Raw genomic sequence first — 13,092 nt, forward strand, 5'->3', positions numbered from 1 at the left:
CTTCCGTATTCGTATTCAGCGGGGTGTGACTGACCCGTCCGAGTTGAAGTTGACCGGGGTCAGGTTCTTGAGATTGCCGCCCTCGGCAGCCACGTACTGGTCGTAGGCACGCCCGAGCGCGACGACCGAGTCGTGGAGGACGCTCTGCACGTCGTTGCTGATCGCGGTGATCCGGCCGACCACCGCCTCGTACTGGCGACCGGCGGGGCTCTGCCACGCTTCGAAGATGCCTTCGGCCTGCGTCTTCAGGTTCGAAAGGTGTCCGTCCAGGAGACCGGCCTGGGCCGCCACGGTGTTCTTCGCCTGGAGCAGTTTCGGAATCTCCACCCGGTATTCGAAACGGCTGCCGTCCGGGTTGATCTGGTAGATCGGACGACCGTGGGAGTCCGTTCCGATCTTCGTGCCGTCCGGGTATCTCGTCACCGTCCAGTCACCCTGGTACGAGATGGAGATGTGCTTGCCGTCCTTGGTTCCGTAGGTCGGCCGGCCCTGATCGTCGAACTTGGTGTACGTCCACCCGTCGACAACCAGGGAGGTCACCTGGCCGTTTCCGGCTCTCGTGATGACCGTGCCGTCACCGTACTTCCACACGCTGGAGTCGTCGTGGCCGTAGGTGATGGTGACCGTCTCGCGGGCACCCCCGTTCTCGCCCGACTTGTGGCCGGCCAGTGGACGGCCTTCGCCGTCGAACCTGGTGTACGTCCAGCCGTCGGAGATCATCGTGGTCGGTTGACCAGCGGCGTTCCGCTCGATGACGGTGCGGCCGTTGTGTGCGTCGGTGAACGTCCAGGTGCTGGTGCCGTTCGCTCCGTACCTGATGGCGACGGACCCGTCCGGCCCGTGACCCGCCGTGGGTCGGCCGTCACCGTCGAAGCTCCGGAACGTCCAGCCGTCCTGGACCATGGTGATCGGCTTACCGGAGGCACTCCGGGTCAGCGTCATCGTCGTTGCGCCACCGGCATCGTGGTACGTCCACGTGGCGTCGCCGTTCGGCGTGTAGGCGATGGTGACCGTCTGTGGGGGTTGGCCGTCCGCCCCCGGCACTCTGCCGTGGAGCGCCCTACCGTCGGCGTCGAACCGGTCGAACACGATGCCGTCGGACGTGGTCTCGCGGGTCGTCACGCCCGCGGCGTTCCGCTCGACCCGGGTTCCGTCGGCGTACGACCAGGTGCTGGCACCGTTGGAGGTGTAACTGATCGTCACGTCACCAGGGCCGGGCATGGTGGCGTGGGTCGGACGGCCCTGACTGTCGAACCTGCTGAACGCGGTGCCGTCGGCCGACACCTGCGAGGTGACGTGACCGGAACTGTTGTACGACACCTTCGAACCGTCGGCATATGACCAGACGCTGCTGCCCTTCGCGCCATAACTGATCGTCGCCACACCACCGCCCCTGGGCAGCACCGCATGCGTCGGACCGGCGTCGGTGAAGGCGCTGAACACCGTGCCGTCCGCCGACACCTGCGAGGTCACACGGTGTGAGCCGTCGTACGACACCTTCGAACCGTCGGCGTACGACCAGACACTGCTGCCCTTCGCGCCATAACTGATCGACGCCGCGCCACCATCAGGCAACGCCGCACGCGTCGGACCCTCGTCGGTGAAGGCGCTGAACACCGTGCCATCGGCCGACACCTGCGAGACGACCTGATCCGAAACGTCGTACGACACCTTCGAACCGTCGGCGTACGACCAGACGCTGCCGCCGTTCGCGCCATAACTGATCGACGCCGCACCACCATCAGGCAACACCGCACGCGTCGGACCGTCATCGGTGAAGGCGCTCAACACGGTGCCGTCCACCGACACCTGTGAGATCACATGGTTCGAGCTGTCGTACACGACCTTGGAGCCGTCGTCGAACGACCACGTACTGCCACCGTCGGCGGCGTACGTGATCGTCACCTCATCCGACTGCGGCACGGTGGCGTGCGTCGGACGCCCTTCACCGTCGAAGCCGCTGAAGACCGTGCCGTCGTCGGACACCTGCGAGATCACATGATTCGCGGCGTCGTACACGACCTTCGAGCCATCGGCGTACGACCAGACACTGCCCCGGGCGTCGTAACTGATCGACGCGACACCCGAGCCCGGCACATCCGCATGCGTCGGCCGACCCTGACTGTCGAACGCACCGAACACCGCGCCATCGACCGACACCTGCGACGTCACATGGCTCGAGCGGTCGTACACGACCTTCGAACCGTCGTCGAACGACCACGTACTACCACCGTCGGCGGCGTAGGTGATCGTCACCTCATCCGACTGCGGCACGGTGGCGTGCGTCGGACGCCCCTCACCGTCGAAGCCGCTGAAAACCGTGCCGTCGTCGGACACCTGCGAGATCACATGATTCGCGGCGTCGTACACGACCTTCGAGCCATCGGCGTACGACCACGTGCTACCACCATCAGCGGCGTACGAAATCGATGCGACACCGCCATCTGGCAACGCCACGTGCGTCGGACCGTCGTCGGTGAACGCGCTGAACACCGTGCCATCCGCCGACACCTGCGAGACGACCTGATCCGAACCGTCGTACGACACCCTCGAACCGTCGTCGAACGACCACGTGCTGCCGTCGCCGACATACGCGATCGACGCGACACCACCACCGTCGGGCAACACCACGTGCGTCGGACCGTCGTCGGTGAACGCGCTGAACACCGTGCCGTCGGCCGACACCTGCGACGTCACATGGTCCGAGCCGTCGTACAACACCCTCGAACCGTCGGCGAACGACCAGACACTGCCCTTCGCGCCATAACTGATCGACGCGACACCACCATCAGACAACACCACGTGCGTCGGACCGTCGTCGGTGAAGGCGCTGAACACCGTGCCATCGGCCGACACCTGCGACGTCACATGGTCCGAGCCGTCGTACAACACCCTCGAACCGTCAGCGAACGACCACGTACTGGCACCATCGGCGGCATAGGCGATCGACGCGACACCACCGTCGGGCAACACCACGTGCGTCGGACCGTCCTCGGTGAAGGCGCTGAACACCGTGCCATCCGCCGACACCTGCGAGACGACCTGATCCGAACCGTCGTACGACACCCTCGAACCGTCGTCGAACGACCACGTGCTGCCGTCGCCGACATACGCGATCGACGCGACACCACCACCGTCGGGCAACACCACGTGCGTCGGACCGTCCTCGGTGAACGCGCTGAACACCGTGCCGTCCGGCAGCTCCTGCGCGGTGACGTGACCGTCCTCGTCGTAGGAGACAACCGACCCGTCGGAGAGCTTGTCGGTCAGCACTCGGCCTCCTGGTCGGGGCGTCGGATGGCGGTCCGCACCGAGGCTAGGAGCGGGCATGGGAGCGCTCGAAATCCTCCGTTCGGGGACGTGCGGGAGATCTCCCGGGAAATCCGACCGTCCGTGAACCGGTGGCCTGGGCGACACGTTCTAGGAGCCGTTCACCCCGGTCCGCCCGGGTTGAGGCCTGGAGGTACTCGTGTATTCAGTCGCGATCGTCGCCGCACAACCCATCGCCCGCGCCGGCATCGAGAAGCTGACCTCGGACGACCCGGGGCTGCGGGTGGCGGCGGCAGTCGGCTCCCTGCGGGATCTGTACAACCGGGGCGGGTCGTACGACGTCGTCGCGCTCGACCTGCCGCAGATCACCGCGTCCACGCTGGACGACGTCGCCAAGCTGACGTCGATCGGGGCGCCGCTGGTGAGTTCCGTGTGGGAGGGTTCCCCGTCGCTGCTGGCGACGATCCGGGCGGGAGCGCGCGGCTGCATCAGTCGGCAGGCGGAGCAGCGTGACGTGCGCGAGGCCATTCGGGTGACCGCACAGCAGGGCTTCTACCTGTGCCCGCGCATGATCAGCCAGTTTCAGCTGGAGCTGAACACCCGCACCGACGAGGATCGCAGTGGTCTTGCCCCGCGGGAGGTGGAGACGCTGCGCTGGATCGCGTCGGGCTTCACCCACGCGCAGATCGCCACCCGGATGGGCCTGTCGCAGGCCACGGTCAACACCTACGCGAAGCGGATCCGCGCCAAGTTGAACGTGAGCAACAAGGCCGAGCTGACCCGGATGGCGATCGAGATGGGCCACCTGACCCGTACCCGTCGCCACCCCGCCGCTTAGGGCCTGACCTCAGAACAGCGAGCGGCCGACCGTTACCAGGTGCTCGAACACGCCCAGTACGCCAAGCGTCAGGGGCGCGATGGCGAGCCCGGTGACGACGCCGACGACCTCGGCGCGGCTGCGTTTGCGCGGCGCCTGCACCATCGTCGCGCCGGTCTGATCATCCTGCGGGGGAATCAGGTAGGCCATGGCCACCCCGACACCGACGACGAGCAGGCCGGCGACGAGCAGCAGACCCGCGACGAGTACGTCGGCAGCGCCGGCCCGACTCACGCCGACGATCAACGCGAACAGCCCGACGAGACCCGCGCCGGCGGTGGCGAGCAGTTCACTGGTGACAGCGGCCTGCCGGGCGCGGGCGAGCAGGGCCGCACTGATGACGATCGCCGTGGCGACGGCGAACCCTTCGCCGGAGACCGCGAGCGGAGGCAGGGCGAGAGCCAGTGCGACTGTCGGTCCGGCCACCACGACGGCGAGGAAGCGGTTCGACTCCCGTACGAGCTGGGTGGTGGCCTCGGCAGCCGCGTCGCGTCCACGGGGCCGGCGTACCCCCCAGGACGTGAGCATCGCCGACGTGCGACGGCCGCCCGCGAGCATGGCCACGGCCACGGCGGCGACGAGGGCCATGGCCTGGTTACGGTCGGCCTCCAGGCCGAGGAGGAGCAGAGCGACGACGGCCGCCACGAACAGCTGGACCTCGACGGCGGCGAGGACGACGCCGGGTACGAGCGCCAGCCCCATCAGGGCGGCCAGGTTCGCGCCGGCGATGGCCCCGATCCAGCGGTAGTCCGTGCCGCCCAGGCCCCCACCGACGAGCAGTCCGGCCACGGCCAGGCACGGTACGGCGCCGAGCACCACGAGGTGCACGAACCTCTCGGGCATGGTGCTGGGCTTCTGTTGCAGCCCCCACGCGACCCCGAGCAGCGTCAGTGCGGCCAGGACGAGGACGACGACCGTGACGGACGGGGCACTCAGTCCGCTTGCCCGAGCGATGAGGACCGCGGCGGCGGCGAGCCAGGCGAGGCCGAAGGCGAGCACCACGGGGCCTCCGCTCGGCCGGGTGCGGCGCTGGGCGGCCGCCTCGTCGGCGACGACCTCGTCGATGTCCATGACCACGGGCGCCTCGCCGGGCTCCCGGGTGACGTCGCGCAGGTACAGCACCTGGCCGTCGACCACGCCGAGGTCCTGGAGGCTGGCGTCGAGCGGGTACGCCTGCCCGTCGACGCCGGCCAGGGACCAGGCCGCCGGCATCATGTCCGGCTCGGCCTGCCCGCACAGCTCGGCCAACTGCGGCGCGTACTCCCCGATGGGAGCGGTGGACGGCACCGCGATGTCGACCCGGCGCAGGTGTCCCACGACGGTGATGCGGCTCTGCTCGTTCGCCATCAAAAACGCCTTTCGGGTACGGGTTGTCAGGCGCTCGTGGCGACCTGGATGAGCCGGCGGGGGCGGCCCCGCTCGACCAGGACGCCCCGGCCGGGTGGACGCTGGGCGGCCCGTTCGTCGCCGAGCACCACGCCTTCGCGGTGGTCGCCGGAGAGGATCAGTCCGCCGGTGCCCATGTCGCGGATGCGGGCGGCGAGCGGGTCGCCCATGGTGCGGGAGATGCCGGCGACCCGCCGGGCCAGCACGATGTGCAGGCCGACCTCGCGGGCCTGCGGTATGAACGCGGCGAGCGGGTTGAGCGGGCCGGACGCGCCGCTGAGCAGGTCGTAGTCGTCGGCGACGACGTACAGCTCGGTGCCCTCCCACCAGTCGCGGGCCTTGAGCTGGGCCTGGCTGATGCCCGGCGGGGGTACGCGCTCCTTGAGCTTCTCCACCACCTGCTGCACGTACACCTGGGCGGTGGTGGCGTCGCCCGCGTACGCGCCGAGGTAGTCCTCGGGTACGACGTCGAGCAGGGTGTGCCGGTAGTCGAAGAGAACCACCCGCATGTCGTACGGGGAGGAGCGCTCGGTGAGTCCGGTGAGCCACGTCCTGAGCAGGGTGGTCTTGCCCGACCCGGCGTCGCCGTACACGAGGAAGTGAGGGTTGTCGCCCAGCAGGTCGAGGGTGACCGTACCCAGATCCTCCTCGGCCAGGCCGATCGGGACGGCGGCGGTGGCGGGGTCGGTCGCCAGCTCGCGCACCTCGACACGATGGGGCAACAGCTTGACCGGGGGCGCCACCCGGCCGGTCCAGCCGGCGGTGATCTTCCCGATCGTCTCCTCCTGGGCCTCACGTAGGCCCTCGGCGGTGTCCTGGCCGTCGACGCGCGGCAGCACGATCTGGAAGTAGGCCCCGGGAGCGCTCAGCCCCCGGCCGGCGGTCCCGGACGGCACGCGGGCAGCCATCCGCCGGTTGACCTCGGATTCGGTGGGATCGTTGAGGCGCAGCTCGATGCGGGTGCCGATGCTGTCGCGCAGGGCCGGGCGGATGTCGTTCCACCGACCGCTGGTGAGCACGAGGTGCACGCCGGCGCCGAGTCCGCGGGCGGCGATCTCGGTGACGATCTGTTCGGCGCCTTCGAACTCGGTCCGCAGGGCGCCCCAGTTGTCGATGAGCAGGAAGATGTCGGCCCCACGCACCCCGGCGGGGAGGTCGCCGGCGGCGCGGCGTTCCCGGAAGTCCGCGATCGAGTCGACGCCCAGCTCGCGCAGCAGGCGCTCCCGTTCGACGATCAGCGACCGCATCTCGGCGAGGGTGCGGCTCACCAGTTCGAGGTCGGTGCGTCCGGCGACCGAACCGACGTGCGGTGCCGCCGCGAACGGATGCAGGGTGCCCCCGCCGAAGTCGATGCAGTAGAACTGCGCCTCGTCGGGGGTGTGGGTGAGCATCGTCGACATCATGATCGTGCGCAGCAGGGTGCTCCGGCCGGTGCGCGGGGCACCGACGACGGCGAGGTGACCGTGTGCCCCGCCGAAGTCCATGAGCAGGGTCTCGTGTTCCTGCTTGAGCGGCAGGTCGAGCAGGCCCAGCGCGACCGACAGTTGGCCGGTCAGCGGCCACATGCGGGCGCTGTATCCCCGGTCCGGCTGGTCGGCGGGACGGCCGACGAGGTGGTCGAGGGCGAGCGCGGGCGGCAGCGGCGGCAGCCAGACCTGGTGGGCGGGCGCGGTCAGCGAACTGAGCCGCTCGACGATGATCTGCAACTCGGTGGGGCCGCCGCTGGTGCTGACCTGGTTCTCGTCGGGTTCCCGCTCGACGACCTCGGAGGCCGTACGGATTCCGAACGGTGTCAGCGTCGGGCCGCTCCGGCCGGCGGCTGCGTCCCGCTCCTCGGGGCTGACGAACGGCGAGGAGACATGGGCCACCCGCAGCCGCTGGTAGATCGACTCGTCGACCTTCAGGTACGCGGAGCCCGGGATCGGCGGCAGCTTGTACGCGTCCGGCGTCCCGATCACCGTCCGGGACTCGGCGGCGCTGAAGGTGCGCAGGCAGATCCGGTACGACAGGTGCGAGTCGAGCCCGCGCAGCCGCCCCTCCTCCAGTCGCTGGGTGGCCAGCAGCAGATGCATGCCGAGTGACCGGCCGACGCGGCCGATCTGGACGAACAGCTCGGTGAAGTCGGGGCGGCCGGCGAGCAGTTCCCCGAACTCGTCCACGACGATGAGCAGGTAGGGCAGGGGCTCCAGGGGTCGGCCCTGCGGGTCGGTGACACCGCTGGCGCGGCGCATCTGGTACTCGCGGATGGTGTCCACGTTGCCCGCGTCGCGCAGCATGCGTTGACGTCGCTGCTGCTCGCCCATGAGCGCGGCGAGCACCCGGTCGATCATCGCGGCGTCGTCGGCCAGGTTGGTGATCAGGCCGGCGACGTGTGGCAGTCCGACCAGCGGGGCGAACGCGGCGCCGCCCTTGAAGTCGACGAGTACGAAGCTCAGCAGCTCCGGCGAGTGGGTCAGCGCCAGGCCCATGGTCAGGGTGCGCAGCAGCTCGCTCTTACCGGAGCCGGTCGCCCCCACGATGAGGCCGTGCGGTCCCGATCCGCCCTGTGCCGATTCCTTGATGTCGAGCACGACGGTCCGACCGTCGCCGTCGGTACCGATCGGCGCCCGCAGCATCCGGGGATCCCCCGGGGCGACCCACCGGCCGGTCAGGTCCGCGCTCACCGGGTCGGCGCCGAGCACCATCTCGGTGAGCGAGCGGACCCGGGTCAGCACCTGTTCACGCTCGTCGGACAGCCGTAGCGGCGCCAGCGCGCGGGCGATCAGCTCGGCGAACTCGGGGGTCACCGCGTCCGGCACACAGTCGACCGCGGGCGTGGTGACCAGCTCGGTGCGACCCTCGACGGCCAGGTGACCGTTGTCGTCGACGCGTACCCGCAGGTCGACGCGACCGGGCTCGTCGGCGTCCCGGTCGGCCAGGAAGATGAGCGTGAGTCCGGTCTCCGGCCCGGCCGCCAGCAGCAGCGCGTTCATCAGCTCGGAGCGTCCCCACTCGGAGACGGGTGCGAATCCGGTGAACGCCACCACGAGCCGGCGCTGCCGGGGCGCGCTGGCGCGTTCGATGGACAGTTGGGACCGGCGCGCGGTCTGCGCCTCGATCCGCTGGGCCAGCTCCTGGGTCAGGTACGGACCCAGCAGCTCCGGGTCGGGCGCGACAAGCGAGACGGTGCCCGCCTCACCACGGGCCTTCGGCTCGAACGTGTGCGGCAGCCACTTGGCCCAGTCCCACCGGGGGGAGCCGGACGTCTCGACCGCGATGGTGACGTCGTCGGGAGCGTGCAGCACGGCCACCTGGCAGAGCAGGGCGCGCAGCAGTGGTTCGGTGCGGGCGGCGCCGCCGACGAGGCTGATCACCCCGGCGTTGCCGACGTCGACGACCATCGGCTGGCGCTCCACCCGGCCCATCTGGTCGATGAGGGTGCGTGCGGCCTGCGCCGACTCCCAGTCGTAGTCGGCGAGCGGGTCCATCTTGGCGTCCATCTGCAACGGCGTGGCGAGCCGCACCGAGCCGCAGCCGAGTCGCGTACGCAGGAAGTCGTCATCCTGCTGTCGGCGTTCCCAGATCCGCTGCCGGGTGGTGGCGATCGACCACAGCCGGGCCGGCTCGGGATTGCCGAACGCCGCCACCGTCCGTTGTGCGGCCGCCACCTGCCGGGCCCGGTCCCGCGACAGTTTGAGGTGACCGCGGTAGCGCAGCCGCTGTCGTCGCGTGGTCTTACCGGCAACGCTGCGCTGCTGCATCCGCATGGCGACGACCGCGCCGACGGACGTCACGAAGAAGAGGACGCCGATGATGATCAGCGCGGGTCGCCCGAACGTGACCATGTACGCGGCCATGCCGACGCTGGACAGCAACGGCAGGACGAGACTCCACGCTGTGTTGGACGGGTTCTCCGTGGGCGGCTCGGGCGGGGTGGGCAGGACCACGGTGTCGTTCGGCAGTTCGGGTTGCAGGACCCGCGCCGGGCGGTGGAAGGCGAGCTTGGTCACCGCAGGTCACTCCCGGAAGTCGACGTCGATGCCGGCAAGGTCGTCCGCCTCCAGGGTGCTGAGGTGTTCGTCGGTCGGGTTGATCAGCTCGAACACCCGGGCCGCGTGCTGCTCGGTCATCTGCTGGAACACCTTGCGGGCGAACCGCCCGTTGCCGAAGCCCTCACCGCGCCCGGTGGCCTCGAAGAAGGACCGCAGCGCCGACCGGGCATCCGGTGACAGCCGGTAGTCGTGCTCGCCGGCCTGCGCCTCGACGATCTCGACCAGTTCGTCGGAGCTGTAGTCGTCGAACGTCAACGTCCGCGAGAACCGCGACGACAGACCCGGGTTGGCGGCGATGAAGTGCCGCATCTGGTCGGGGTAGCCGGCCACGATGACCACCACCTCGGCGCGGTGGTCCTCCATGAGCTTGACCAGCGTGGAGATGGCCTCCTGGCCGAAGTCGGAACCCTGCCCCTCCGGCACCAGCGCGTACGCCTCGTCGATGAAGAGCACGCCGCCGAACGCGCGCCGGAACGCGGCCTCCGTCTTGGGCGCGGTGTGCCCGACGTACTCGCCGACCAGTTGGCCGCGGTCGACCTCGACGAGGTGGCCGCTGGCGAGCATGCCCATGGCGGCCAGCAGTTGGCCGTAGAGGCGGGCGACGGTGGTCTTTCCGGTGCCCGGATTGCCGGCGAAGATCAGGTGGCGGGACATCGGCGGCGGCGACAGCCCGGCCGCACGTCGCCGCTGGACCATCTGCATCAGCTTGACCATGGTCTTGACGTCCTTCTTGACGCCGGTGAGACCGACCAGGGCCGCGAGTTGGGCGAGCAGTACGTCGAGGTCCGCCTCCGAGGCGACCGGGCTGGCTTTCGGGCCCGACGGGCGCGGACCACCTGTCGCCAACGCCGGCACGGCGGAGGCGGACCGCTCGGCCGGGGTGGAACCCCAGGTGGCGCTGCCGACGTCGGTGCTCCAGCACTCCTGGAAGGATGCCTGGGCGCCGTCGGCCAGGCTCACGTCCTCGTCGGCGTCGTGGACGTGGCAGCGCAGCAGCGTCGGGTCGGCGCCGCTGCCCACGTACACGGACGGGTAGGCGGTGTGCGACACCTCCGCGTCGACGACGAGACCGTGCGCGTCCGGCCCGAAGTAGAGGCCGTTCTTCTTGCAGTGACTCAGGCGCAGGTCGCGGACGACGGGTGCCGCCCCGGCCCAGACGGCCAGCCCACTGCCGCCGACCTCGGTGATCTCGCAGCCCTCCAGCACCGCGCGGGACTCCTCGCCGAGGAACACCCCGGCCGCGCCGCAACCGTCCACCCTGGTCCGCATCAGGGTCGGGGCGCAGCCCGCGGCGACCTCGATGCCGGTCTGCACGGCCGCGCTGATCCGGCAGTCCTCCACCAGCGGACGGTGCGGGGTGTCGAGGTGCACGCCGATCGTGCCGCCGGTGACGGTCACGTCGCGCAGCACGGCGTCGGCCGCGCCGTCGACGTGCACCGCGTGGTGCTCGGCGCCCTCGACGACCCCGCCCCGCACGTGCAGCAGAACCCGCTCACCGGCGCGGACGCCGATCTCCGGCGTACCCGCCACCACGCAGTCGACGAGCGTCGCCTCGGTCGCGCCCACCAGGTGAACCGCGGTCAGAGCACTGCCCCGGATCTCGCAGTCGCGCAGCAGCACCCGACCGCCGGCCGCGTAGACGCCGTTCGCGCCCGAATCCGTGAGCGCGCCGGAGAAGCCGCGTACCTCGGCATCGTCGCGGACCGCGAGGGCGGTCTGCCCGGTGTGGCCCACGCGGACGTCGCGGAGCGCGACCCGGCTCCGCCCGGTCGCGAGGATGCCCGCCGACCCGGCCCGCTCCACGTCGGTGTCGTCGACGCGGACCTCGGGCGAGCCCTCGAGGAGCAGTCCCGCCGCCTCGGTGCGGCTGATCCGGCACCGCTGGAGGGTGACCCCACCGTTGCCGGGATCACCGACCTGGGCGCCGGCCAGCATGCCGGGTTTGACCGCCGGCCACCAAGCCGCGTCGAAGGGTGCGCTGCCGGTCACCCGCACACCGTCGGCCGCGACGTCCTGCACCACACAGTCGGTCAGCCGGGCCGTGGCCTCCTCGCTGATCACGACGCCGACGGCGCCGATCCGGCCCAGCTCACACCGATCGAGTACGGCAGTGGCGTTGCCCCCGACGACCAGTCCGGCCCCGGTGACCGAGTCGAGGTGGACGTCCACCAGTTCGCCGCGCGCCGACCCGGCCAGCACGACGCCGTTGCCGTCGACCCGGTCCACCCGCACGTCGACGGCGTTGAGCCGCGCGCCGTCCGCCGCCGTGACACCCGCGACGGCGACGTCCTGCACCGCGCACTGCCGGAGCACCGCCGCCGCACCACCGGACACCTCGACGGTCCCGCCGCTGACGACGGCCGCCTCCAGGGTCAGCGAACCACCGGTCACGCTGACGGCGACCTGGCCGGGACGGGTGCCGGAAACGGTCAGCCCGCGTACCGTCGCCGCTCCGCCACGGACGACGAGCGCCGGCCCCTCGGTGCTCGTCAGCTCGGCGGTCCCCTCCTGTTCCTCGACGAGGATGGTCACCGGTCGGTCCAGGACGAGCTGTTCGCGGTAGACGCCCGGGGCCACCACGATGACGCTGTCCTCCCGGGCGGCACGAACCGCCGCCCCGATGCTGCGGTGCCGACCCCAACCCCGGTTGGAGACGCGCTCCACCCGGCCCGCCGCCATGATCGGGGCGAGGGCTTCGGTCTCAGGTCTCACAGGCCACCTTCATCTGAGCGAGCGCGATCCGGCTGCCCTTGGCCCCGGCGCTGCCGGTCAGGTCGAGAGCGATCGCGATCTTGTTCTGGTGCACCGGAAACGTGCCGGCCGGCGCCCACGTGCCGGCGTGCGCCTTCTGGTCGAAGGTGAAGTTGGCGTACGGGGTTCCACCCCGGCCGGGCGTCATGGCGTACCGGACCCTGTTCGCGGGGTTGTAGTCGCCGCCGGGCACGTACACCGAGACGGCGCAGGTGTTCATGCCCTTCGGCGGGGCGAACCACCAGGTCACCGACTCGGCACCGGCCTTCGTGCGCTTCGTGGCCGGGGGCGGCACCGTCGCGTACGTGCCGTGGCAGTTGTCGCCGTTCCAGCCGCCGGTGCCGACCGTGCGCCACTCGGCGGTGCGTCCGGCCGCCTCGAATCCGTGGTCCTGCGCCGCGACGCAGTCCCAGCCGGCCACCATGCTCCAGGTGGTGGGCGCGCCCGAGGCGAGCACCCCGTTGGGTGGGGCGGCCTGGGCCGGCTGCTTGGCGGGCATCGGCTTGACCAGGCTCCAGAAGATGCCGACCACCAGGGCGCCCACGCACACCAGGGCGGACACGGTGACCAGCGTGGGCCAGCGCACGGTGAGCCGCTCGCTGGCCGGGCGGTCGCCGGCGTGCTCCACGTAGGCGCGGACGAACTCCTGACGCCAACTGATCGCGGCTGCCGGCCCCGAACCCTGCGGCTCGGGCATCACCACGGTGGGGGCGCGGGACGGCTCAGCCACGGTCACCTCCAAGATTCCCGTTCACCAGACGGGTGGGCGACCGCGCC

The 13,092-nt window shown here is 70.6% G+C and carries 6 protein-coding genes; 1 reads left to right on the plus strand and 5 read right to left on the minus strand.

Annotation, left to right across the window (positions count from 1 at the left end; all coding sequences use genetic code 11):
- Window positions 1-15: 15 nt before the first annotated feature.
- On the minus strand, window positions 16-3,417 hold the full coding sequence (locus ACTFTM_RS00125) for a hypothetical protein (protein WP_449563864.1): 3,402 nt from the start codon (window positions 3,415-3,417) through the stop codon (window positions 16-18).
- A 52-nt stretch (window positions 3,418-3,469) separates the two neighbouring features.
- Between ACTFTM_RS00125 and ACTFTM_RS00130 the strand changes: the two genes are divergently transcribed.
- Window positions 3,470-4,108 (plus strand): LuxR C-terminal-related transcriptional regulator, encoded by a 639-nt coding sequence (locus ACTFTM_RS00130; RefSeq protein WP_449563865.1) that lies wholly within the window; start codon window positions 3,470-3,472, stop codon window positions 4,106-4,108.
- A gap of 9 nt (window positions 4,109-4,117) precedes the next feature.
- Here the strand turns inward: ACTFTM_RS00130 and ACTFTM_RS00135 are convergent, their stop codons facing one another.
- From ACTFTM_RS00135 to ACTFTM_RS00150, 4 genes are read right to left on the minus strand one after another with little or no spacing between them, the layout of a single operon-like run.
- Window positions 4,118-5,494, minus strand: a complete 1,377-nt coding sequence (locus ACTFTM_RS00135; RefSeq protein WP_449563866.1) for an EsaB/YukD family protein — start codon at window positions 5,492-5,494, stop codon at window positions 4,118-4,120.
- A 26-nt stretch (window positions 5,495-5,520) separates the two neighbouring features.
- Window positions 5,521-9,522: a type VII secretion protein EccCb gene (gene eccCb / locus ACTFTM_RS00140; protein ID WP_449563867.1), complete on the minus strand. Its 4,002-nt coding sequence runs from the start codon at window positions 9,520-9,522 to the stop codon at window positions 5,521-5,523.
- Between the two features lie 6 nt (window positions 9,523-9,528).
- Complete coding sequence (locus tag ACTFTM_RS00145; protein ID WP_449563868.1) at window positions 9,529-12,276, minus strand: right-handed parallel beta-helix repeat-containing protein; 2,748 nt, start codon at window positions 12,274-12,276, stop codon at window positions 9,529-9,531.
- Window positions 12,266-13,045: a hypothetical protein gene (locus ACTFTM_RS00150; RefSeq protein ID WP_449563869.1), complete on the minus strand. Its 780-nt coding sequence runs from the start codon at window positions 13,043-13,045 to the stop codon at window positions 12,266-12,268. The genes ACTFTM_RS00145 and ACTFTM_RS00150 overlap by 11 nt, the downstream gene beginning before the upstream one ends.
- Between the last annotated feature and the right edge of the window lie 47 nt (window positions 13,046-13,092).

This window comes from Micromonospora sp. RB23 (assembly GCF_053585025.1).

Coding starts and splice junctions, on each gene's coding strand:
- ACTFTM_RS00135 (WP_449563866.1), bottom strand. CDS start 5,494: ATGGCGAACGAGCAGAGCCGCATCACCGTCGTGGGACACCTGCGCCGG.